The organism is Cupriavidus gilardii (assembly GCF_013347325.1).
Classification (GTDB): Bacteria; Pseudomonadota; Gammaproteobacteria; order Burkholderiales; family Burkholderiaceae; genus Cupriavidus; species Cupriavidus gilardii.
In genome coordinates, this window is record NZ_CP054624.1 from 538,001 (window position 1) to 558,332 (window position 20,332).

Genomic DNA, 20,332 nt, shown 5'->3' on the forward strand with positions numbered 1-20,332 from the left:
AGCATCCCCACATAAGCGGCCACAGCGGCCGAAGTCAGGCCGAGCACCATTGCGCCGGCGCCGAGGAAAACGAGGGTGTCCAGCATTACTTGCACTCCCGCGCGGCGAGCATGGCGTCGGCCATGCCATACGCTTCGTTCGCAATGGTTGCTGGCGAGTGGTTGTTGTAGCCATCGTTCGCGCACAGGCCCTGCATCGCCTTCGCCGCGAAGTAGTCGCGCTGGGCCTTGCGGATCATGTCGTCCAGCCAGTCGGTGCCGCTGTCCGGCACGCGAAGGTGGATAGCGGCGTACTGGCGCGCGGTGAGGCCGCTTGCATCACTGCGGGTCCAGCCTTCTGCTTGGCACGGGAACGCCGGCTCACCGTCCTTTATCGTCGTCATGCCGCACCCCCGACGCGCATGGCAACGTAGTCGATAGCCTGCTGGACGGTTTGGATCTTCTCTGCGTCCTCGTCAGGGACTTCCATGCCAAACTCATCCTCGATGGTCATCACCAGCTCAATGGTGTCGAGTGAATCAGCCCCGAAGTCGTCGACGATTCGGTTATCGTTCGTCAGCTCGGCGTCGTCGATTGCAAACTGTTCGGCGATGATCTTGCGGACTCGTCCAGCGATGTTCGATTGGTGTTCCATCCCGTTCTCCTTCACATGGTTCAGCAGCCGCGCTAGGCCGGCGTCGGTCCATTGGGGCGTCATTGCGTGGTCCTCCGATCGAAGCTGCCGTAGAAGTCCGGGTCCGAAAGACCGTCGAACCAGAAGTGCAACAGCTGGTCCGAAGCGTTCTCGCTGACGGCACTTGCGGTGACTTGGATCTGGTTGCCGTGGTCGTCGGTGAGCACGCCGCAGACGAGCTTGAAATCGGGGGTCATTGCTGCTGCTCCTTGGCGTGGGCCAGTACTTGACGAGCACGCTCCAGCTGCTGATCAAAGGTCGCAGTCGTTTGCCAGGTCGACCAGAACGTCGCATCGAGAGCCAGCACAAGTTCGTCCAGCGCATGAAAGACATCAGCGGTCATGGCGACGTGCGCGGCCTGGCGCTTCACGGCTTCGTCGGTCGTCATTGCAGCGTCTCCCCACGCATGAAGGACACGAACTCGTCGTCGTCCATGTCCGTGCAGTCGATCCAGCCCGGCGTCTGCGTCGGCACTTCCAGCGGATGCACCCACGCTCCTTCGCCGCGATCAGGGCTGACCATGAAGCGGGCTTCGGTCATTGCTGGCTCCCGGCGGCTTTCGCGAGGGCGGTTCTGGCTCGCTCCATGAGCTCGATCTCCCCAGCGTCTGCCTCGTCAGTCGCAATGCCGGCCTCGGTGTACTCGACGTAGGCACGCAGCGCCTCGTACAGCGAAGGCGAGGCGGCGATCAGGCGGGCGTTGGCTTCCACCGGATAGCCAACTTCTCTCTCGCCATGCCATCCCTTGTGCACCGTCGCGATGGGCTTATCTCCCGCAACGCCGCCGCCGTTCTGACAGAGGTCGGATGGCGGTCGACGCCATACGTTTCCGTCGCGATCTGTGAACCACGGTCCCTTTGTGTAGCTCGGCCCGCTCTTGTCCTGTTGATCCATGTCTTTCCCCTGGCGTTGTCGTTGTTCAGAGCACCGCACCGTTGCGCGGCAGCAGATGGTCGAGCGTCCAGTCCAGGCGCTGCTGCCATTCGGCCTCGGCGTCCTCGACGGCCTGCTCTAGCTCGCGATCTGCGTCCTCGGCGTGGCCCTTCGTGTCCCGCAGGTACTGCTGCAGGACCTCACGAGCCATCGACGCCAGCGCCGCATCGCTCAGGTCGCCACGCAAGACGAGCGCAGCCACGGGTGCCATGTAGGCCCCGGCCTCGATGTCGTTGTCATTGGCGAAGTTGAGCGCGTCCTTCTGCACCTCAGCGGCGACAGCGCGCTCGCCTTCGGTGAAGTAGGACGGGATCGGGGTGGCTGGCATCTGCGTCTCCATCGGGTGGTGCGTTGATGGAGAGAACTATACTCGCATGAATAGGAATGTCAATACGCGAATGAATAATTCGCGACGGAGCTATCCGTGCTTGTCTCGTATCTCGATGGTCAGCTGGAGGAGGGCGTCCGCGAGGTGTTCAGCCGCAACCGGCGCCGACCGTGCGTAGATGCCCTTGTAGGTGATGCGATATGTGCCGTCGAGCTGGTGTTCGAACTCGATCGACCCATCGTTCGATGGCTGCTGGGCGCCTGTCTTCCCCCGGAAGCGCGCCAGCTCGATGATGTTTGACATGGGACCCCTCTCGTACTGCCGGTGCTTCTGCCGGCTCGTTGAGGGGCCAAAGTAAGTGATATGTGTCGCGTTCGCCTATACAGATTCCCCTGCCGGGGTGACAGGGGAAGTGCGAAGGAGAGGGTGATGGGGGGGCGTAAAAAAACCGCCGGAGGGCGGGCTAGGTGAGCGTCGCAAAGGGTCGGCTTCCCGTGCAAGGCTCTGGTTAGATCCAGTCAGCCTCGAACTCAGATCCTTCGGGGAAGGGGATTCCCATAAATGTAAGTAGGCCCGATGAGGCGAGCAGGACGGCGACAAACGCCGCCCATCCTTGCCAATTGCGCCCAGTTTTCTTGGCGACTGCGATTCCAGCCCAAGCGGATCCCGCCATTGCAGCGAGGTGAGATGCGAAGGCGAAAACAATGAAAACGAGAGTCTTGCTGCAGCGCGCGGGAGCGCTGGTAAAGCCGCACTTGAACAGCATGATGAGAAGTGGGAGCCCCACGAAAATGCCCAAGCATAGTGCCGCTATGCGCACGGATTCTTTCATAAGCTTGCTATCTTGTCCTCGGTCCAATTCTCACTCTGTGGTGCCGGTGCGCTTTGTATCACTGGTGGTCCGGCGACCGCCCGCCCCCTGTTTGATCTCTATCGCGGGGCTGGGCACAGCCGAAAAGTCCTGCAGCATGGCGAGCGCCCGGGAAAGGTCCGCGTCGTCCATGTCCTCTAGCAGTTGAACGGCACGATCGATTTGCGCGCTCCTGAGGGTCCCCCTAGCTCTCTCCGCCTCTTCTGGCGTTCCGCTCTTGCGCGAGCCGGCGTACTCCGGCGATTCATCTGGTCCATCAAGAAGCCATGTCGACGTCACGCCGAGCGCCGCGGCGATCTTGAGCACGGTCGAGGTTTCCGGCGTGTTCCGACCTGCCAAGATCCGGGCGATAGTCGGTTGTGGGACCCCAGATGCGCGTGAGAGAGCGCTTTGGCTCTTGAACTTGCGCTCACGCATCATGCGGTCGATTCGGTCAGCGATTCCCATACCAGGGATATACGCGCTCGGATAGATGGCAGTCAAAGAAGCATTCATTTGAGCATTGCCAAACTATTCAATCGTGTATAACATCCGGTCATCACCACAGGATGACCACTATGCCTACCCCTCGTGAACACCTCCAAGCACTGATCGACGCGGGCGTTAGCCAGAGCGAGATCGGGCGAAAGAGCGGCGTCCGGCAGGCGACGATCAGCCGAATTCTGAGCGGAGACGTCAAGGATCCGCTGTCCAGCACGGTCGAAAAGCTGCGTCGCGTGCGGGTCCCTCGCCAAAAGGCGAGAGCCACCGAACAGGCCGCCGCCTAGGCGACTGTCATGCCTTCCCGTTGCCTTTCTTCTCCGGCTCGTCCAGTGCGTCCGCCAGGCGTTCGAGCTGCGCGAGCAGGACGGCTGCCGTCTGCATCGCGTCCCGAAGCGCAGCGCGCTGATCGAATCGCGGCATGCCTTTCTGGTGCGGCTTCCCGCGGCCCGTGGCGAGCCATGTCGGCGAAACCCCAAGCGCTCGGGCAAGGGCTTCTGTGTGGCGGCTTCCTTTGGCATTTCGGCCCGGATCAACCAGGTATTGGACCGACTGGTATTGCAGGCCCACGCGCCGCGCGAGCTCGCGAAGGGAGACGGGAGGGTCTGCGTTTTCCATTGCCCAGCGGAGGCGTTCGCCAAAAGTTCGCATGCGGGGAAGTGTGTCATGGGGTCCATACAGAAGTGCCTGTCATCTGCCGGCAGGGGAATCTGTCACCCCCGGCGCGTGTACTCGACCGAAAGGTCGTGTGTTTCTCACAACAGTTTCAGTTTGCGTAGCAACCAGGAGTCCCAGATGGCACGCCGTGCTGAGTTTCGGAACGAGGTGAAGACGCGTCTTCGTGACCGCGCCTACGAAGCCCTCCAGCTCTACAAGGAGGTTCACGGGATCGATTCGGATTCCGCGGCTCTCGCCCGCATCGCCGAGCAGCATTTGTTCGGCGCTGTCGGAACTTTGCCCGTCGCGATCAGCGGCGTCAGTGACGGTTTGGGCCACAACGGCCCGCTGGTGGCGGCATGAGCCAGGTCAAGACGGAAGTGGTCGCGCTGATTCCGCCGGACGAGGCGAGGGACTTGGTGATGAAAGCCGCTGCGATGGGATGCAACACGCCCGATTTGCTCGGGATGCTGATCCTGGAAGCCGCCTATGGGTCGTTGCACCCCGAGGTCATCGCCTTCCATAAGCGGGCCAAGCAGGGACAAGTTGGGACGCAGGAGTAGTGCAGATGAAGCCGAACGAGCCAATCCGATTTGACGCAGCTCAGAAGAGCTTTGCGGATGCCCATCGCATCGCAAGGAAGATGGCTGCCGACGGAACCACCAAGCGCCGTGTCCATTCGTGGGCCGAGGCAATGAAGGCTGCGTTGCAGGCAGGCAGGGCAAAGTAAATGGCTCGCATCAGAACCATCAAGCCGGAGTTCCCGCAGTCGGAAAGCATGGGCAACGTGTCTCGCGACGCGCGCCTCTGCTTCATCCAGATGTGGACCCTTGCGGACGACGAAGGGAGGCTTCGCGGAAATTCGCGAATGCTCGCGAGCCTTCTTTTCCCCTATGACGACGATGCAAAAGACCTCATCGACGACTGGCTCGCCGAACTCGAGCAAGAGGGCTGCATCGTGCGTTATGTGGTCGACGGCGCCACCTACATCGAAATCCGTAACTGGTTGATTCATCAGAAGATTGACAAGCCGAGCAAGTCGAAATTGCCATCTTTCGATGAATCCTCGCGAATCCTCGCGAATCCTCGCGAACGTTCGTCGGAGGATCAAGGACCAAAGGACCAAAGAAAGGAAGAAATACCCCCCAACCCCCCATCGCCTGTCGGCGACGAGGGGGCTGAAAGCTCGGCTTCGCAAAAACCTGTCCGTGCTCGCAAGTCCCGGACTTCGTTCGCGACCTTCCTCGCTGACTGCAAGGCCAAGGGCGTGAAGCCCGTGACGAGCTATCGGCCGCTCATGGACTACGTCGACAAGGTCCGGCTTCCGCACGAATTCCTCGAACTCGCCTGGGACGTCTTTCGCCGCGAGCACAGCGATGGCGGCGCCAACGAACGGCGTTTGCAGGCCGATTGGCAGCGGCACTTCTGCAACTACGTGACCAAGGGCTACTACCGCCTGTGGGTCTGCAAGCCTGACGGGTCGTTCGAGCTGACGACGGTAGGGCAGCAGTCCCGGAAGTTCCTGGAGGCGGCATGAGCGCGCGCGACGACTTCACGGTGCCGCACAGCGTCGAGGCCGAGCAGGCCGTGCTGGGTGGCCTGCTGCTCGACAACGACGCGATCGACCGCGTTGGCGATCTGCAGGTCGATCACTTCTACCGCGGCGATCACCGGGCGATCTACGCACAGATTCGCGAGCTCCTGGCGACCGGTACCGGCGCTGACACGATCACGGTCTACGAGCGCCTGGCGGCCAAAGGCCAAGCCGCGGATTGCGGTGGTCTGGGTTACCTGAACGAGCTGACGCTGACGACGCCTAGCGCCGCCAACATCGGCCGCTATGCCGCTGTGGTGCGCGACCGCGCCGTCAAGCGCTCCCTGCTGGCGCTTGCCAACGAAGTCCCGGCGATGGTGGTCGGAGACGCTGAGGCTCGGATCGTCGTCGATCGAGTGCAGGCCAAGCTCGAGCAGCTGTCGCGGGAGCGCGTCAAGACGGAGCCCATCCGCGCATCGGAAGGGATGGCCGACTTCTGCGACCTGCTGACGGCTCAACTCGAAGGCAAGGTTCAGCCGCTGTCGACGGGCTTCCGCGATCTGGACGAAAAGCTGGGAGGCGGTTTCCGGCCCGGTGAGCTCGTGATCGTTGCCGGGCGCCCCGCCATGGGCAAGACGGCGTTCGCCTTGAATATCGCCGCCAACGTGGCGCGCCAGAGCGGCTCGCTTGTGCTCTCGATGGAAATGCCGCTTGCCCAACTGCACCAGCGCAACACGGCGATGCTGGGCCGCATTCCGATGGCTCGCCTGCGTCAGCCCGACCTCATGACGAACGAGGACTGGAACAACGTCACGGCAGCCGCTGCGCGCATCGCCGACCTGAGCCTGTTCCTGGACGACCAACCGGCTCTCACGCTGCTGGAGGTCCGCGCGAAGGCGAGGGCGGTCAAGCGCAAGCATGGCCTGGCGCTCCTGATCGTCGACTACCTCGGCCTCATGACCGGCGGTCCGAGCGAGAACCGCAACCAAGAGGTTGGCAGCTACTCGCGTGGCCTCAAGGCGCTCGCCAAGGAACTGGACATCACCGTCCTGGCACTGGCCCAGCTCAACCGGGATCTGGAGCGCCGTGCGGACAAGCGCCCCACGATGGCCGATCTGCGGGACTCGGGCGAAATCGAACAGGACGCCGACATCATCTGCTTCCTGTACCGAGATGAGGTCTACGACCCGGATTCGATGGCAAAGGGCGTCTGCGAGGTGCTGATCGAGAAGCAGCGCCAGGGCGAAACCGGGATGGTGCCGCTGGCTTACCGCGGTGAGTTCGTGCTGTTCAGCGATCTGGCCTATGGATTCCGCATGCCGGAGCCCAAGCGTCAAGGCCGCAAATTCAGGGACGACATGTGATGGATCGGAAGACCTTCGAGGAAATCATGACGTGCTGCGACCCGGAGCCTGTCGCCACTACGCGCGCGCGGATTCTGGCGATCGACCCCGGTACCGAGGAGTCGGGGTGGTGCGTGCTCGCCGATGGCCGCGTCACGCTCTCGGGCGTCATGAAGAACCGGGAAGTGCTGCGCATGCTGGAGAGCACCGCGGGCTATGACCCTCTGAACCACACGCTGGCCATCGAAATGATCGCTAGCTATGGGATGGCAGTAGGGCGCGAAGTGTTCGAGACCTGCCGCTGGATCGGTCGATTCCAACAGGCGTGGCACAAGCCCGAGGCAGTGCGCTTCGTCTACCGCAAGGACGTGAAGCTGCACCTGTGCGGCTCGCCCCGAGCGAAGGACGCAAACATTCGGCAGGCGCTGATCGACCTGCTGGGGCCGCAGGGCACGAAGAAGAATCCGGGGCCGACATACGGCGTGAAATCGCACGCATGGGCGGCTCTAGCAGTGGCAGTAACGGCAGCAGAGAACATCAACAAGGCATAGGGAGAACAGACATGGACAAGGAAGCGGTGGGGATGAGCGACGCGGTAACGCGAGAACAGATCGAGGCGTGGGCAAAGCGCGCCGGGATCGTCGGGTCTGGCGCCGATGGAGCATTGACCGAGCCCAATATCGTCCGCCTGGGTGACTTCGCAATTGCGGCCAGAGAGGGCTTGCTATCCGTCGGCGCCCTCGCGCAGCAGCCGTCGGCGACCGAGCGTGCCTCTGGTGAACGGAGATATCTGCAGATCGCGCGCGAAATTCTCCTTCGAGGCGGGAAAGTGGCCGGCTTGTCGGATGAGGAAGCTGCGCACCTGCTCGCCCGCTCGGACCTCGCGCAGCAGCCGGCAGCGCAGGCGGCGGGGCTGACGGAATGCCTGAACGCCCATATGTCGCGTTTTGGGCCGGAGCCGGCTGGTATTTCTGCACAGCGAGAAAGCGATTTCGTCGCCGGGTGGAACGCGGCCATCGCCCGCGCCGCGTCGAGCGGGGAGCTTCGACAGAAACTGCACCACTTCCTGAATGCGGCTGCTGGCGAGGGACTTCAAATGGACGGGGTTGACGCCGATGACCTGTATATCGCTCTGTTCCCTGCCGAGTATGCGCGCGCTGTTGCTTCCCTCGACGGTGACTCCGCCCCGCAGCCGAGCGCGCAGCAGGCCGAGCCGATGATCCACTACGGCGGCGGATTGGCCGGCAATGTCAGTTTCGAGCAGCCCGCCGAGGAAGCGCTAGGCCCGTTCAATACCGCAGATGAAGCTATTGCAGCATTGCGTGTCGAGGAAGCGCGCGGGGTGGATGGTGGCCTGATGGAGGCCATTCGACGCTATGCCTTCCTATTTGCTCTGCACACACAGAACAACACCGACGCAAGCAGAGCCGAGGCTGACGCCGCATTGGCCCGCATTCGGTCCCTACTCGCCGCGCCCGCCGCAGGGGCGGCGCAAGATGAGCCGTTCGGATGGGCCAGCGCCAGTAACGGCAACTATTTCACTCGCACCGAGCGGATTGCCAAGCGTATCGGCGGGCTGATCCCGGTCTACACCAAGCCGCAAGCCGCTACCGGGGCGCAGGGGCTGACGTGGATATCCGTGAATGACCGCCTGCCGCCGATTGGCACCGGCGAGCGCGTGCTCATCTACACAGAAGGAGCGGATTTCGCGGGCGAGCAGTTCTTCGACATCAAGGCCGATGACCTGTATCCGACCCCGGATGGCGAGCAGGATGCGCGCACCGAAGTCGCAGCCGCTGCTACGCACTGGATGCCGCTGCCATATCCTGGCATCACACCCAACCAAAAGGACGCATGATGAAAGAGTTGAAGCCACACGACCCGAATCACCCTTACGTGCGCACGATGAAAGGCTGCGGGCATGGCGTGCCATTCACTGAATATTGCGTCGATTGCGAAGTGGTATCCCTGCACGAGCAATACAAACGCGCCGTCCGCACGGTGCAGTCTACGCGCAATAACCTGCGGCGCCTTGGCTATCCGCTTCCAGGCTGCACCAGCACGCCGCACCCCATCAATGGCCAGCACGCCAGCGAGACAGGCAAGGAGAGTGGCAGCCATGAGTGAACACCTGTTGCCGTGCCCGTTCTGGAGGAATTGCTTTGGTGCCGGGCGATGTCTTCGCGCGTGCACGGCGCAGAAGAAGCGCGACGAGGAAAAGCGTGTGGCGGACCTTGAGCAGCGCGTCCGCTGGTTGGAGCAAGCGTACTACCGCTTGACCGGGAAGGCGGCAGAGGGGGAGCGCAATCATGGGTGAGCTGAACCTGGACGAGCTGGGGCGGCTGGCGAAGGCGGCAACGCCGGGGCCGTGGGAATGGTGGACCAGCAATAGCTTCCTGCGCCTTAGTGGCTCGGATGGACGCGATGGCGGCGTGCTGTATGCCTGCAATATCCGGAACGAGTACGCAACCGTCGTGGTGTCCGAGGCGGATCGCCGCTTCATCGCGGAAGCACGTACCGCGTTGCCGGCCCTGATCGCCCGCATCCGCGAGCTGGAGCAGGAGAACGCCGCACTGCGGACCATTGCGGAGCGGTATCGATTCCTGCGGGATGAACATATCGGGGACGACCCCGACATGATTAATCTGGCACGGGGTAAGCGCCGGGGACTAGACGCCGCTATCGACGCCGCTATCGACGCGGCACGCAAGGAGAAAGGACATGGGTGAACTGAAATCCTGCCCGTTCTGTGGGGCAACTCCCATCATTGAGCGGCGCGACGTCGAACCGCAGGGCGATCCTTGGTACGGCGACAAAGTTGTCCGGTTCGTACTGTGCGAATGCGGCGTTTCCCTGTTCGATAGGTACTTTCACGAAGGCTTCGATAGCAACGAAGAAGCCATTGCCGCATGGAATCACCGCGCCCCGGACGGGCAGCGGGCGGGAGTGCCGGAGGAATGCGATGCGCGCGATTGACACGGGGATTTCATGTCGGCATATCACGCAGACCGAACCTGGGGTGGCAAATGACTATGAGCGAACAGATCAAGAACGGTGAGGCGCCCCTTCGTATGGACGCCTACTACTACGGCTTCGATCCGACGGGAGTGCGCGAGATCGATTTGGTCCTGTCGGCGATCGCATGTGCCGGCAAAGCGTACCACCACACCGAATGCTGGAACGACCAATGCGAGTGGCCTCCGCATACCGGAAAGAGCCCGGTGGAGTGGATCCAGAACGCTGCCAATGCGGCCGCGACCGCCATGCTCGCCGCCGCGCCCGCGCCGCCAGCGCGAGTCAGCATCAAGGACCGCCAGGGCTTCAAGGCCGGGCCGCTGGAGCCAGCCGGCGATGCGGGGCAGCAGTCCCCCGAGGATCGAATCGAGGCATTGTTCCGCAACCGCATGACGCCATACGGGATGCTTGTACGTGCCCTGCGCATCGTTGCTGGGTCGACTTTGATGAACATGGCCGAGCGTCTCGGCAAGACACCGGCCGAACTATCCGCAGTCGAAATGGGGCGCAAGCCTGCTACGCCTGAACTCGCATCGCTCACAGCCAAGTTCTTTGCCGACAAGGGTATCTACGGCACGCAGCCGGCGCTCATGGTCGCAGTTGAGGCCAGCAAGGGGGAGAAGGGATGAAGATTGTTTTAGACATCCTTGCCGTCACAGTTGTTTGTGTAATCGTCGGCAATAAGTTGGGCTTTAACGCCATCGAGACATTCATTGTGGCGGCATCCGTATCGTGGATGTATGGGTGCTGCTCGCGGGAGAAGAAGCAATGACCAATGACCATGTGCGCGAGGCGTTCGAGGCCCGCGATGCGTGGATGGCGGAGATCAAGGCGATGGGCCACCCGCCGCCAAGCGTTGCGGAGCGCGCCTGCTTCATCGACGGCTTCGCCCGAGGTCGCGCCGCTGGCATGGAGCGGGCGGCGGGGATTTGCGATCAGAACTCTAAACAGTGGGATACCCCCGCGAATGGAACGGCTGCCTACGCTGCGGGGCGATGCGCCGAAGCCATCCGCGCGGAGATCAAAGGGGCCGACCATGAAGGTTAAGCGCATCCGCAAAGCGGCCGCGCGTCGCAACCGCGTCGTCACCGACACGCTGCGCATCACGCCCGGCTGGGTGCCGTCGGCGAAGAACGTCAATGCACTGCCCCGGCCTCTGCGTGACTACATCATGCGGCTCGTGGCATTCGACCCGCAGCACTACGTCCAGAAGGTGGCCATGCTGCAGGACCACATCCGCATGGTCGAGGCCGACAACAAGCGGTTGCGTCAGATGATCGAATGGGAGCGGGATGCGGTCGCGCGGGAGGTCAAGCCCGCTGCGCCCACCTTCGCCGACTGGCAGGCGTTCCACGATTCCATGTGCCAGGCCGGTGCCGCCCAGCAGGACGTGGCTCGAGCAGCGGCGGAGCGGGATGAGGCCGGGCTGGGGATGTTAGTGGCAGTGACGAGCGGTAGAGCAGGGTAGGGACGGTCAATGACCGGGAAATCGGAAGCAAGAGTGACGACGGGGGCCTCGATGGATCTGGAAAAGCGGTTGGAGAATTGGGCGAAGGCGAACCGAGTGGGAGGGCCGCGGCCCGGGTACTGTGCCCCGTGGGCCAAGCTGGCGGACATCCTCGCGAACGGGCCGCACGTCCCGGAGATCGTCGAGATCGATCAGGCGGACGCTGAACGAGTCACGAGGGCTTGGCGCCTGCTGGATCGCCACCAGCAGCTCCTGCTGAAGCTGTCCTATGTCACCAACATGCCGCCGTGGCTGGTCTGCCGGAAGCTCGGCATCCGCCAGCGCCCCCACAGCGTCTTTGATCTGGAGATGGCCCGGGCCAAACACATGCTGCGGCAACACCTCGCGCGAATCGACGACGAGGGTGTTGTAAACCGGAAAAAGATGCCCTATACTGCGCCGGACAACTTGATTCCGGCCCTTGCCGAGACCGCCGCCTAGTGGGCGGCGCTCGCCCGGAAGAAAGAGAGGCCCGCCAATGAGCGGGCTTTTGCGTTTACTCACGCATGGCACCTCATCCGCTGCGGACCGCGGCGGTGAACTGACCCGGCCGGGTACGAGGTGTCAGCCGTGAGGGAAATGCTGACGCAGCGCTGAGAATACTCGCGCCGAGCGTCGCAGGAGATCAGCGCCTGCCCCTCAACCAGTCTCCTCTCGCGCCCACCGCGAGTTCGCCCAGCCATCCGCTGGGCTTTTTCTTTTCCACAGCGCCGATGTCGAACGAGACGCCTAACCTCCGCTCCGACGACGGATCGTGGGATAGGGTTGCCGTCATGGCCGTCGTCTGCGAGCGAATCGCAGGCGGCGATAGCGTTCGGAAGATCTGCTCCGATCCCGATATGCCGGATCGCCGGCTCATCAACCGGTGGATCGGCACCGACCCTGATCTGCAGTCGCAGTACCGCGCTGCATGCGTGGCGCGGACCTTCCATCATCTCGAGGAAATCATCGAGATCGCCGACGACGGGCTCAACGATACCTACATCGATCCGGAGACCGGAGAAAAGAAGACCGATCACGATGTGATCGCGCGCTCTCGCCTTCGCATCGATGCCCGCAAATGGGTGATGGCCCGCATGAATCGCGTGGACTTCGGCGACCGGGTAACCCAGGAGCACGTCGGTAAGGACGGCGGTCCAATCGAACAGAAGACGACGGTGGTCGATGAACGCGAAGTCCGAGACATCGTCGACCGAATCGAGGGCGAATACTGACCTCGAGCTGGCGGTCATCAGAGCGAAGTGCGAGCGGGATCATCTGTTCTTTAGCCGCTACTTCTTCAAGCACCGCCAGGGGATCAAGTTCCGGGTCAACTGGCACCATGCGCTGATCGACGCCGCTGAACCCCGAGAGCATCGGTCCGGGGCAGTTCAAGGGCCTGTTCGTCATGGATCGGTGGCTGGTGCAGCCGACCCTGACGGACCTGGTCAAGGAAATGGGCCCGGACATGGGCATGCCGCGCTACTACGACGTGGTGGCGGACAGCATGGCCCTGTCGCGGCAGCGGATCCACTACAGCCGCGTGCTGCGGATCGATGGGGTCGAGCTGCCGTACTGGCAGAAGATCGCTGAGAACCTGTGGGGCCAATCGGTCATCGAGCGGTTGATTGACCGCCTGGTGGCGTTCGATAGCACCACCGTGGGCGCTTCGCAGCTGGTCTACAAAGCCCACCTGCGCACGCTCAGCGTCGACAAGCTGCGCGAGATCATCGCGGCCGGCGGTCCGGCGATGGAAGGGCTGCTGAAGAACGTCGACATGATCCGTCGGTTCCAGTCGAACGAGGGCATGACCCTGATCGACGCCGCGGACAAGTTCGAGGCGCACCAGTACAGCTTCTCGGGGCTGGACAACGTCCTGATGCAGTTCGGACAGCAGTTGTCCGGTGCGCTGGGCATCCCGCTGGTGCGGCTGTTCGGCCAATCGCCTGCGGGTCTGAACTCCAGCGGCGAGTCTGACCTGCGGACCTACTACGACAACATCAAGCAGCAGCAGGAGCGCCGACTGCGTGCGCCCCTGACGCGGCTGTTTGATGTGCTGATCCGGTCCGAGATCGGTACCGAGCCGCCGGAAGGCTTCGCTTACAGCTTCACGTCGCTGTGGCAGCTCTCCGACACCGAGAAGGCGAACAACGCCAAGACGACGACGGAAGCGGTGGTAGCCGCCTACGACGCCGACCTGATCGACCGGCCCACCGCCATGAAGGAGCTGCGGCAAGCAAGCCACAGCACTGGCGTGTTCACCAGCATCTCGGACGAAGCGATCGAGGAAGCGGAGAACGAGCCGCCGCCCGCGCCTGAACTGGAACTGCCCAATGCTGATGACCCGAACAAACGACAGGAAGCGTCGGAAGAATCCGGTGAGGCTCAGCGGGCCGGAAAGGCTGTACAGGACGCGGCTACGGCAAGTCGCCCAGCAGGTGGGCGCGCTCGTCAATGGCTTTCCGCCTGGCGATCCAAGCGCCACGCCGACGATTGAGCAGCTACTGCGGCGGTATGCCGAGGCCCTGACACCGTGGGCCGAAGCGACCGCCGCTCAGATGCTGGCGGACGTCAACCGACGGGACGAACAGGCGTGGATGACCCACGCCAAGGAACTGTCCCGGGCGCTGCAGCAGGAGATCCGCTCGGCGCCGACCGGCGAGACGATGCGCGCGCTCATGGCCGAACAGGTTGGGCTCATCAAGTCCATCCCGATCGAGGCCGCAGAGCGCGTCCACAAGCTGACGATCGAGGGGCTGGAGAGCAGCTCCCGGGCGTCGGAGATATCGAAGGCCATCCAGGCATCGGGCGAGGTGGCCAAGAGCCGCGCCGACCTGATTGCCCGCACCGAGGTTGCCCGGACCGCTTCGGCACTGACCGAGGCGCGTGCTCTGCATGTTGGCTCGCCGGGATACATCTGGAAGACCTCCGGCGACTCGGACGTCCGCGACTCGCACCGAAAGATGAACGGCCAGTTCGTGCGCTGGGACGACCCGCCGACGCTGGACGGGATGACCGGGCACGCCGGGCAGTTTCCGAACTGCCGGTGCTACCCCGAACCAGTGATTCCCGAGGATTGATATGGCGAAAGAAGACGTCACGGTGATCGCCACGATGAGGGTCAAGTTCGCCTGGTGGTTGCCGCTCTATCTGCGGGCTGCGACCCTGGTCGCGTGGCTGACGGCCCAAGAGCCCGACTACGACAAGGTCGCTGGAGTGGTCCGGCACGGCATACGCACCCGAATCGAGGTGGCGAAATGAGGTTCTACACCACCCAGAAGCTGGGCCCGAAGCGCTCGCTCACGCCCGAAGGCTTCCTCCTCTGTGAGGAAGTGCCTGTGGCGCGCACCGGCGAAATGCTGTACGGCCCCGGCGAGGTGCCGGTAGAGCCGGGCCCCGACGGCCTCATCCGCATCAGCCGGACGCCGGATGAGGTGTTCCGTCCCGAGACGCTGGCGAGCTGCATCGGCAAGCCGGTGACGCTGGACCATCCCGACGACTTCGTCACCCCGGCCAACTTCGCCGCGCTAGGGAAGGGCTCGATGCTGAACCTGCGTCGCGGCACCGGGATCGAGGACGACCTGCTGATCGCCGACCTGCTGATTACCGATCAGGCGGCCATCGACGCAATTCAGTCCGACGGCATCGAAGAAGTCAGTCTCGGCTACGAGGCCGACTACGAGCAGGTATCACCCGGCCGCGGGGTACAGCGGAACATCGTTGTCAACCACGTAGCCCTCGTCGAGCGCGGCCGGTGCGGCCCGCGCTGCGCGATCGGCGATAAGGAACCCGAAGACATGAAGACCAAAGACAGCAAGCCGAAGGGCAAGCGAACCTGGCTGGACCGCCTCATGACGGCGATGAAGGCCAAGGACGAAGCGGCCATCGAGGAAGCAATCGAAGAGGGCCAGACGGCCCTCGACGAGGAATCCGAGGGAGAGCGCGAGGCCCGCGAAGCCAAGGAGCGCGAAGCCAAGACCGGCGACGCGCTCGCACAGGAGGTGCTTAAGGCCGTCAAGGCAATCGGCGAGTGCCTGTCCAAGATCGAAGCTCGCGACTCCGAGCGCGAGGAAACGGACGACGAGGACGAAGACCCGGAGAAGAAGGACAAGACCGGCGATAACGGCGACCTGACCGAAGCCGAGACGGCCGGCAAGTTGGATGAGTCCGATGTCGACCTGTACACCGGCGACGCCGCGGCCAGCATCCCGTCGCGCGCCGAGATCCTGGCGCCCGGCATCAAGCTGCCGACCCTCGACGCCAAGATGGCCACCAAGGACCGCGCGGCGGCGCTGTGCAAGTGCCAGCGGAAGGCGCTCGACCTGGCGTACCAGACCGAGGCCGGGAAGAAGGCGATCAGCCCGTTCCTGGGCGGCAAGACGGCCGACTTCGAACGGTTGCCCGCCGCTCTGGTGCATGCCGCCTTCATGGGTGCCAGCGAGCTGGTGAAGGCGCAGAACAACGCCAGCGCCAGCCGCGGCGCCGCGCCAACGCGCGACTTCGGCAAGGTCACGACCGTCGCGGACATCAACGCCGCCAACCGCAAATTCTGGGCCGACCGGTCCGCCAACTAAGGAGTCCCACATGGGCAACGCAATCCTGTATCGCATGCCTTCGGGCATTCCGGGCGACATCTCGCGCCAATCGCAGGCAACCGTCGAGCCGCAGATCTTCGATCCGGCCCTGCCGTTCCCGGGCTACGGCGTGTTCGGCAAGCTGGCCGCCGGCAAGTTCGTGCCGATCGCCAGCGGTGACGCCGCGGCTGTCGTCTACGGCCTGCTGGTGCGTCCGTACCCGACCACCGGCGGCGCCGGTTCGGAGCCGGTTGGCACTGCCACCCCTCCGACGAAGGGCGTCTGCGATGTCCTGCGCCGCGGCTACATGACCGTCAAGAACAACGCTGGCACCCCGGCGCTGGGCGGCCAGGTGTACGTCCGCGTGGCTGCCGCCGCTGCTGGCAAGCCGATCGGGGGCATCGAGGCTGCGGCGGATGGCACCAACACCATCGCGGTGACCGGCGCCATCTTCATGAACGGTGGCGATGCCAACGGCAACGTCGAAATCGCCTTCAACATCTAAGGGGCTACCCAGAATGAGCAAGCACAACAAACTGCTGCTGGCCACCGCTGCCGGCATCGCCATGTCGGCCCCGTCGATCATCCGCGCGCGCACGCGCGACAGCATGCTGACGTTCGACAGCCGCACCATCGACAGCACCGGCGCGTTCCTGATCGGCGAGCTCGAGCGGCTGGACCAGACGCTGCACATGCCGCTGGCGTCGGTCACCTGGTCGCGCGACATCGACCTGCGCGAGGATGTCTCGATCGCCGACGAAACCTCGTCGTTCACCAATTCGACGTTCGCTGCCGCCGGTGGCGCGTCGCCGAACGGCAAGTCGTGGATCGGCAAGGATGCCTCGGCCATCGCCGGCATCGCGCTGGACATCGGCAAGACCGCCAACCCGCTGACCCTGTGGGGCATGCAGATCGGCTGGACCATTCCTGAGCTGGAATCGGCCCAGAAACTCGGCCGTCCGGTGGACCAGCAGAAGTATCAGGGCATGGTCCTGAAGCACAACATGGACGTCGACGAGCAGGTCTACATCGGCGATCCGGTGCTGGGTGTCACCGGCCTGGTGAACAACGCCGCTGTCGGCAACCTGGCCAATGCCAAGGTCGGCAACTGGGCCACGGCGACTCCGGACGAGATCCTGGAGGACGTGAACGAGCTGCTGACCAGCGTCTGGGCGGAATCGGCCTATGCCATCTGCCCGCGCGAACTGCGCCTGCCGCCGGCGAAGTTCGGTATCCTGGTGAGTAAGAAGGTGAGCGACGCGGGCAACATCAGCGTGCTCGAGTACCTGAAGCAGAACACCATCTCGAACTCGATCAACGGCCAGCCGCTGAACATCCAGCCTCTGAAGTGGCTGTATCAGCGCGGCGCCGCCAACGCGGACCGCATGGTGGCGTACACCAAGGAGCAGGACAAGGTCCGCTTCCCGATGGTGCCGCTGCAGCGCACTCCGCTCGAGTACCGCGACATCCGCCAGCTCACGACCTACTTCGGTCGCCTGGGCGTCGTGGAAGTGGTGTATCCCGAGACGGTCGGCTACCGCGACGGCATCTGAGGGGACGACATGGCAAAGGTTAAAATCCATGTCGCCAAGCCCTTCAAGCTCCTGACCGAGAAGGGCGAGCCGATGCACTTCGGCGTCGGCAACCACACCGTCGATCAGGCGGTGGCCGACCACTGGTTTGTCAAGGCGCACCTCGACGGCGAGAGCGCCGGCGGCGACACCGAGGCTGCGGCCGACGAGTTGCTGGCCGAGCTGGAGGCGAAAGCCAAGGCAGTGCAGGCAGCCGAGGCGACGTTGGCCGCGCGCGAAGCCGAACTGGTCGAGCGCGAGAAGGCCGTAGCAGCGCGCGAGCAAGCGCTCGACGCGAAGCAGGAAGCGGAAGCGAAAGCCAAGGCGGAAGCCGAGGCCAAGCCGGCCGCCAAGACCTCCAAGTAAGGTGAGCCGTGGTTGACGTTGCCCAGTTCAGACAGGACTTTCCCGAGTTCTCGGATACGACCAAGTACCCGGATGCCGTCGTCCAATTTTGGCTGACGGTGTCCGTGTCGCTGGTCGATCCGTGCCGCTGGGGCGACCTGACGAATCAGGGCATCGAGCTTTGCACCGCTCACCACCTCGTCCTGGCGGCCCGCGATGAGCAGGCTGCCGCGGTCGGAGGCATCCCGGGCCAGATGACCGGCCCGCTCTCTTCAAAGTCCGTCGACAAGGTCAGCGCCGTCTATGACACCGGCGCCGCGACCTTGGATGGTGCGGGGTTCTGGGCCTTATCGTCGTACGGAATTCGCTATCTCACGCTGGCTCGCATGTTTGGCGCCGGAGGGATTCAGCTTTGATTCTTGATTCGCCGAACAGTGAAGAGCGTCGCGACTTCTATGTCTACATGCTCTTGCGCCCCGGATCCAGCGTACCGTTTTATGTCGGAAAAGGCCGTGGGCGCCGCATGTACGCCCATATGCATGACGAACGCGGAAATAGCCACAAGGCCAACATCATCAGAAAGATCAAGGCCGACGGCGGTCGGGTGGTCGGCATCAAGATCGAGACTGCCTTGACTGAGGCAGAGGCCTTCGCGGAGGAAATGGCGTGGATTGCTTGGATTGGCAGGTATCCGAACGGCCCGCTTGTCAACAAGACGCCGGGCGGTGAAGGTGTAAGCGGCCCACGAAGTGTCAGTGAACGCGAACGGCTGATTGCCTTGCACACGGGCAGGAAGCGCTCCGAGGCCACGAAGGCGGCCATCTCGGCGGCACTGAAGGGCAGGAAAAAGAGTGCGGAGCATGTCGCGGCCCACGCAGCATCGCTCCGAGGAAGGAGCCTCTCTGCCGAGAATCGAGCCGCCATAAGTGCGGCGCTCAAAGGCAGGCCGTGCCCCGAAGGCACGCGCTTGGCGCTAATCGAGTCAAACAAGCGTCGCGCTGGACGCAAGTGGTCAGCCGAAGAGCGGGCGAAGCAAATGGCTTTGAGGGCGGCCAAGAAGGGGTAACCACATGGGCACCATCAAGGTTGATCGGCTGAAGGAAGTCCTGCAGTCGATCAATGGACTCGTCCAGAAGCAAGTTCTGGTCGGGATTCCCGACAGCGCACCCGAGCGCGACGACGATGCGCCTCTCAGCAACGCGGCCATCGGCTACATCCAAGAAACCGGCTCTCCAGCCAACAACATCCCGCCACGGCCGTTCCTCGTGCCCGGCGTGGAAGACGCTACGGCGAAAGTAACGCCCCACCTGCAGAAGAGCGTGGAGGCGGCGCTTGACGGCGACCTGAGCGGCGCCGAGCGTCGGATGGGTTCGGCTGGGCTGGTAGCCCAGAACAGCGTGCGAGCCAAGATCAACAGCGGTATCAAGCCTGAACTGAAGGAATCGACTCTGGCCGCGCGACGGAGCCGAGGTCGCACGGGCACGGTGCCGCTGATTGACACCGGCCAGCTGCGCAACTCGATCACCTATGTGATCAGACGGAAGAAATAGCCATGGCGCTTCTCGACGTCGTCGACGTGATCCTCGACCCGGACTTCATGGACACCGGGCTCGTGTGCAACCGGATGACGCAGACGGTGGACGAGCGTGGCCGCGCAGTCAATGCGGTCACGGCCATCCCGTTTTCCGCCGTGGTCACCAGCGATCAGGGCGACATCCTGCAACGCCTCGCCGAGGGAAGCCGGATCGTCGGCTCGATTCTCGTGCACACGACGCTGCGCCTGCGCGACGGTGAAGATGGCGCCGATGCCGACGAAATTGTCTGGCGCGGCCGAACCTACACCGTGGCGAAGGTCAACGACTACAGCCACTTCGGGCGCGGATTCGTCTGCGCGACCTGTGACATCAAGCCTCTCGCGGGGTAACGCATGGCAAACGACAGCTCGACTGGCGGGTATCTCTCGCCGGCCGTCGCGTCGCCGCCGCTCGAAGACGATGCACTGGACGACCTGCTGCACGACCTGGTCGCTGGCGTGACGGGGTTGCCCGGCAATATGGTCCGGCCGCGCTGGCAGCCGACGGTGCCGAAGCAGCCCGAGCCGTCGGTGAACTGGTGCGCGATCGGCGTCACGGTGCAGACCAACGATGCCGGGCCGGCGATTCAGCATGACCCGACAGGCGACGGCAGCGACGTCTACCAGCGGCATCAGGACATCGAGTTGCTGTGCACGTTCTACGGGCCGGCAGCGAAGGGCTACGCCCAGATGCTGGTCGATGGCCTGGCCATCCCGCAGAACAGCGAGCAGCTTGGCCTGAACGACATGAAGTTCGTGTCGGCAGGGACCATCCGCGCCGCGCCCGATCTGGTCAACCAGCAATGGGTGCGGCGATACGACGTCACCGTGGCGCTGCGCCGCAAGATTACCCGGACCTACCCGGTCCTCAACCTCCTGTCCGCCCAGGTGAAGACCGAGACTGACTCGGTGCCGCCGATGGACGGAACCATCGATATCCACCAGTAGAGG

39 protein-coding genes and 1 pseudogene are annotated in these 20,332 nt (G+C 63.6%); 30 read left to right on the plus strand and 10 right to left on the minus strand.

Annotated elements, in window-relative coordinates:
- Positions 1-85 precede the first annotated feature (85 nt).
- The 9 genes from FOB47_RS02515 to FOB47_RS02555 all read right to left on the minus strand — a co-directional run bounded on the left by FOB47_RS02515 (position 86) and on the right by FOB47_RS02555 (position 3,298).
- The gene (locus tag FOB47_RS02515) at positions 86-382 is read right to left on the minus strand and encodes a hypothetical protein (protein ID WP_174779610.1); all 297 of its coding nucleotides are present in this window, start codon (positions 380-382) and stop codon (positions 86-88) included.
- The gene (acpP, locus tag FOB47_RS02520; RefSeq protein WP_151022466.1) at positions 379-633 is read right to left on the minus strand and encodes an acyl carrier protein; all 255 of its coding nucleotides are present in this window, start codon (positions 631-633) and stop codon (positions 379-381) included. Before acpP ends, FOB47_RS02515 begins: the two co-directional genes overlap by 4 nt.
- A gap of 59 nt (positions 634-692) precedes the next feature.
- A complete protein-coding gene (locus FOB47_RS02525; RefSeq protein WP_174779847.1) occupies positions 693-869 on the minus strand; it encodes a hypothetical protein in 177 nt (58 codons plus the stop codon).
- Positions 866-1,060, minus strand: coding sequence for a hypothetical protein (locus tag FOB47_RS02530; RefSeq protein WP_174779848.1), 195 nt, complete (start codon positions 1,058-1,060; stop codon positions 866-868). Before FOB47_RS02530 ends, FOB47_RS02525 begins: the two co-directional genes overlap by 4 nt.
- On the minus strand, positions 1,057-1,212 hold the full coding sequence (locus FOB47_RS02535) for a hypothetical protein (protein ID WP_174779849.1): 156 nt from the start codon (positions 1,210-1,212) through the stop codon (positions 1,057-1,059). The genes FOB47_RS02530 and FOB47_RS02535 overlap by 4 nt, the downstream gene beginning before the upstream one ends.
- Positions 1,209-1,565 carry a hypothetical protein gene (locus FOB47_RS02540; protein ID WP_174779611.1) on the minus strand — a complete coding sequence of 119 codons (357 nt, stop codon included), beginning with the start codon at positions 1,563-1,565 and terminating at the stop codon, positions 1,209-1,211. Before FOB47_RS02540 ends, FOB47_RS02535 begins: the two co-directional genes overlap by 4 nt.
- Before the next feature lie 25 nt (positions 1,566-1,590).
- Positions 1,591-1,932 (minus strand): hypothetical protein, encoded by a 342-nt coding sequence (locus FOB47_RS02545; protein WP_174779850.1) that lies wholly within the window; start codon positions 1,930-1,932, stop codon positions 1,591-1,593.
- Positions 1,933-2,022: 90 nt separating this feature from the next.
- Complete coding sequence (locus FOB47_RS02550) at positions 2,023-2,235, minus strand: hypothetical protein (RefSeq protein WP_174779851.1); 213 nt, start codon at positions 2,233-2,235, stop codon at positions 2,023-2,025.
- A gap of 559 nt (positions 2,236-2,794) precedes the next feature.
- Entirely contained in the window at positions 2,795-3,298 is a 504-nt protein-coding gene (locus FOB47_RS02555; protein ID WP_174779852.1) for a helix-turn-helix domain-containing protein, read from the minus strand.
- A gap of 62 nt (positions 3,299-3,360) precedes the next feature.
- Here FOB47_RS02555 and FOB47_RS02560 point away from each other — a divergent pair, with 62 nt between their 5' ends.
- Positions 3,361-3,570, plus strand: coding sequence for a helix-turn-helix domain-containing protein (locus tag FOB47_RS02560; RefSeq protein WP_174779853.1), 210 nt, complete (start codon positions 3,361-3,363; stop codon positions 3,568-3,570).
- Positions 3,571-3,577: 7 nt separating this feature from the next.
- Here the strand turns inward: FOB47_RS02560 and FOB47_RS02565 are convergent, their stop codons facing one another.
- The gene (locus FOB47_RS02565) at positions 3,578-3,901 is read right to left on the minus strand and encodes a hypothetical protein (RefSeq protein WP_174779854.1); all 324 of its coding nucleotides are present in this window, start codon (positions 3,899-3,901) and stop codon (positions 3,578-3,580) included.
- Positions 3,902-4,078: 177 nt separating this feature from the next.
- Between FOB47_RS02565 and FOB47_RS02570 the strand changes: the two genes are divergently transcribed.
- The 29 genes and pseudogenes from FOB47_RS02570 (at position 4,079) to FOB47_RS02705 (ending at position 20,329) form a co-directional block, all read left to right on the plus strand.
- The gene (locus FOB47_RS02570; protein ID WP_151023591.1) at positions 4,079-4,303 is read left to right on the plus strand and encodes a hypothetical protein; all 225 of its coding nucleotides are present in this window, start codon (positions 4,079-4,081) and stop codon (positions 4,301-4,303) included.
- Positions 4,300-4,503, plus strand: coding sequence for a hypothetical protein (locus tag FOB47_RS02575; protein WP_151023593.1), 204 nt, complete (start codon positions 4,300-4,302; stop codon positions 4,501-4,503). Before FOB47_RS02570 ends, FOB47_RS02575 begins: the two co-directional genes overlap by 4 nt.
- Before the next feature lie 5 nt (positions 4,504-4,508).
- Positions 4,509-4,670, plus strand: coding sequence for a hypothetical protein (locus tag FOB47_RS02580; protein ID WP_158507298.1), 162 nt, complete (start codon positions 4,509-4,511; stop codon positions 4,668-4,670).
- Positions 4,671-5,477, plus strand: a complete 807-nt coding sequence (locus FOB47_RS02585) for a hypothetical protein (RefSeq protein WP_174779855.1) — start codon at positions 4,671-4,673, stop codon at positions 5,475-5,477.
- Positions 5,474-6,838: a replicative DNA helicase gene (gene dnaB, locus FOB47_RS02590; protein ID WP_053824308.1), complete on the plus strand. Its 1,365-nt coding sequence runs from the start codon at positions 5,474-5,476 to the stop codon at positions 6,836-6,838. Before FOB47_RS02585 ends, dnaB begins: the two co-directional genes overlap by 4 nt.
- Positions 6,838-7,368 (plus strand): hypothetical protein, encoded by a 531-nt coding sequence (locus FOB47_RS02595; RefSeq protein WP_244959259.1) that lies wholly within the window; start codon positions 6,838-6,840, stop codon positions 7,366-7,368. The genes dnaB and FOB47_RS02595 overlap by 1 nt, the downstream gene beginning before the upstream one ends.
- 11 nt (positions 7,369-7,379) lie before the next feature.
- Complete coding sequence (locus FOB47_RS26065; protein ID WP_244959260.1) at positions 7,380-8,675, plus strand: DUF551 domain-containing protein; 1,296 nt, start codon at positions 7,380-7,382, stop codon at positions 8,673-8,675.
- Positions 8,672-8,944 (plus strand): hypothetical protein, encoded by a 273-nt coding sequence (locus tag FOB47_RS02605; RefSeq protein ID WP_151023581.1) that lies wholly within the window; start codon positions 8,672-8,674, stop codon positions 8,942-8,944. Before FOB47_RS26065 ends, FOB47_RS02605 begins: the two co-directional genes overlap by 4 nt.
- On the plus strand, positions 8,937-9,134 hold the full coding sequence (locus FOB47_RS02610) for a hypothetical protein (RefSeq protein ID WP_144425985.1): 198 nt from the start codon (positions 8,937-8,939) through the stop codon (positions 9,132-9,134). Before FOB47_RS02605 ends, FOB47_RS02610 begins: the two co-directional genes overlap by 8 nt.
- The gene (locus FOB47_RS02615) at positions 9,127-9,546 is read left to right on the plus strand and encodes a hypothetical protein (RefSeq protein WP_174779856.1); all 420 of its coding nucleotides are present in this window, start codon (positions 9,127-9,129) and stop codon (positions 9,544-9,546) included. Before FOB47_RS02610 ends, FOB47_RS02615 begins: the two co-directional genes overlap by 8 nt.
- On the plus strand, positions 9,539-9,793 hold the full coding sequence (locus tag FOB47_RS02620; protein WP_174779857.1) for a Lar family restriction alleviation protein: 255 nt from the start codon (positions 9,539-9,541) through the stop codon (positions 9,791-9,793). Before FOB47_RS02615 ends, FOB47_RS02620 begins: the two co-directional genes overlap by 8 nt.
- A gap of 56 nt (positions 9,794-9,849) precedes the next feature.
- The gene (locus FOB47_RS02625) at positions 9,850-10,461 is read left to right on the plus strand and encodes a helix-turn-helix domain-containing protein (RefSeq protein ID WP_174779858.1); all 612 of its coding nucleotides are present in this window, start codon (positions 9,850-9,852) and stop codon (positions 10,459-10,461) included.
- A gap of 139 nt (positions 10,462-10,600) precedes the next feature.
- A complete protein-coding gene (locus FOB47_RS02630) occupies positions 10,601-10,879 on the plus strand; it encodes a hypothetical protein (RefSeq protein ID WP_174779859.1) in 279 nt (92 codons plus the stop codon).
- Positions 10,869-11,300, plus strand: a complete 432-nt coding sequence (locus tag FOB47_RS02635) for a hypothetical protein (RefSeq protein ID WP_174779860.1) — start codon at positions 10,869-10,871, stop codon at positions 11,298-11,300. The genes FOB47_RS02630 and FOB47_RS02635 overlap by 11 nt, the downstream gene beginning before the upstream one ends.
- A gap of 51 nt (positions 11,301-11,351) precedes the next feature.
- Positions 11,352-11,780, plus strand: coding sequence for a hypothetical protein (locus FOB47_RS02640; RefSeq protein ID WP_053824302.1), 429 nt, complete (start codon positions 11,352-11,354; stop codon positions 11,778-11,780).
- A 332-nt stretch (positions 11,781-12,112) separates the two neighbouring features.
- Positions 12,113-12,553: a terminase small subunit-like protein gene (locus FOB47_RS02645; RefSeq protein ID WP_174779861.1), complete on the plus strand. Its 441-nt coding sequence runs from the start codon at positions 12,113-12,115 to the stop codon at positions 12,551-12,553.
- A pseudogene (locus FOB47_RS26400) lies at positions 12,504-12,671 on the plus strand (phage terminase large subunit); the annotation flags it as partial. The gene FOB47_RS02645 and the pseudogene FOB47_RS26400, both read left to right, overlap by 50 nt.
- Positions 12,672-12,726: 55 nt before the next feature.
- Complete coding sequence (locus FOB47_RS02650) at positions 12,727-13,815, plus strand: DUF1073 domain-containing protein (protein WP_244959261.1); 1,089 nt, start codon at positions 12,727-12,729, stop codon at positions 13,813-13,815.
- Positions 13,757-14,398 (plus strand): phage head morphogenesis protein, encoded by a 642-nt coding sequence (locus tag FOB47_RS02655; RefSeq protein ID WP_244959262.1) that lies wholly within the window; start codon positions 13,757-13,759, stop codon positions 14,396-14,398. The genes FOB47_RS02650 and FOB47_RS02655 overlap by 59 nt, the downstream gene beginning before the upstream one ends.
- 1 nt (position 14,399) lies before the next feature.
- A complete protein-coding gene (locus FOB47_RS02660; protein WP_174779863.1) occupies positions 14,400-14,579 on the plus strand; it encodes a hypothetical protein in 180 nt (59 codons plus the stop codon).
- Positions 14,576-15,892 (plus strand): DUF2213 domain-containing protein, encoded by a 1,317-nt coding sequence (locus tag FOB47_RS02665; protein WP_174779864.1) that lies wholly within the window; start codon positions 14,576-14,578, stop codon positions 15,890-15,892. The genes FOB47_RS02660 and FOB47_RS02665 overlap by 4 nt, the downstream gene beginning before the upstream one ends.
- Positions 15,893-15,902: 10 nt before the next feature.
- On the plus strand, positions 15,903-16,397 hold the full coding sequence (locus tag FOB47_RS02670; RefSeq protein WP_151023563.1) for a structural cement protein Gp24: 495 nt from the start codon (positions 15,903-15,905) through the stop codon (positions 16,395-16,397).
- Positions 16,398-16,410: 13 nt separating this feature from the next.
- Positions 16,411-17,445 carry a DUF2184 domain-containing protein gene (locus FOB47_RS02675; RefSeq protein ID WP_053824297.1) on the plus strand — a complete coding sequence of 345 codons (1,035 nt, stop codon included), beginning with the start codon at positions 16,411-16,413 and terminating at the stop codon, positions 17,443-17,445.
- Between the two features lie 9 nt (positions 17,446-17,454).
- Positions 17,455-17,829, plus strand: coding sequence for an STY1053 family phage-associated protein (locus tag FOB47_RS02680; protein ID WP_053824296.1), 375 nt, complete (start codon positions 17,455-17,457; stop codon positions 17,827-17,829).
- An 8-nt stretch (positions 17,830-17,837) separates the two neighbouring features.
- Positions 17,838-18,224: a DUF4054 domain-containing protein gene (locus FOB47_RS02685; protein WP_174779865.1), complete on the plus strand. Its 387-nt coding sequence runs from the start codon at positions 17,838-17,840 to the stop codon at positions 18,222-18,224.
- The gene (locus FOB47_RS02690) at positions 18,221-18,874 is read left to right on the plus strand and encodes an LEM-3-like GIY-YIG domain-containing protein (RefSeq protein WP_174779866.1); all 654 of its coding nucleotides are present in this window, start codon (positions 18,221-18,223) and stop codon (positions 18,872-18,874) included. The genes FOB47_RS02685 and FOB47_RS02690 overlap by 4 nt, the downstream gene beginning before the upstream one ends.
- Before the next feature lie 4 nt (positions 18,875-18,878).
- Positions 18,879-19,358 (plus strand): phage virion morphogenesis protein, encoded by a 480-nt coding sequence (locus FOB47_RS02695; protein WP_151023561.1) that lies wholly within the window; start codon positions 18,879-18,881, stop codon positions 19,356-19,358.
- Positions 19,359-19,360: 2 nt separating this feature from the next.
- Positions 19,361-19,732 (plus strand): hypothetical protein, encoded by a 372-nt coding sequence (locus FOB47_RS02700; RefSeq protein ID WP_174779867.1) that lies wholly within the window; start codon positions 19,361-19,363, stop codon positions 19,730-19,732.
- A gap of 3 nt (positions 19,733-19,735) precedes the next feature.
- Positions 19,736-20,329 carry a phage neck terminator protein gene (locus tag FOB47_RS02705; RefSeq protein WP_174779868.1) on the plus strand — a complete coding sequence of 198 codons (594 nt, stop codon included), beginning with the start codon at positions 19,736-19,738 and terminating at the stop codon, positions 20,327-20,329.
- Positions 20,330-20,332: the final 3 nt, after the last annotated feature.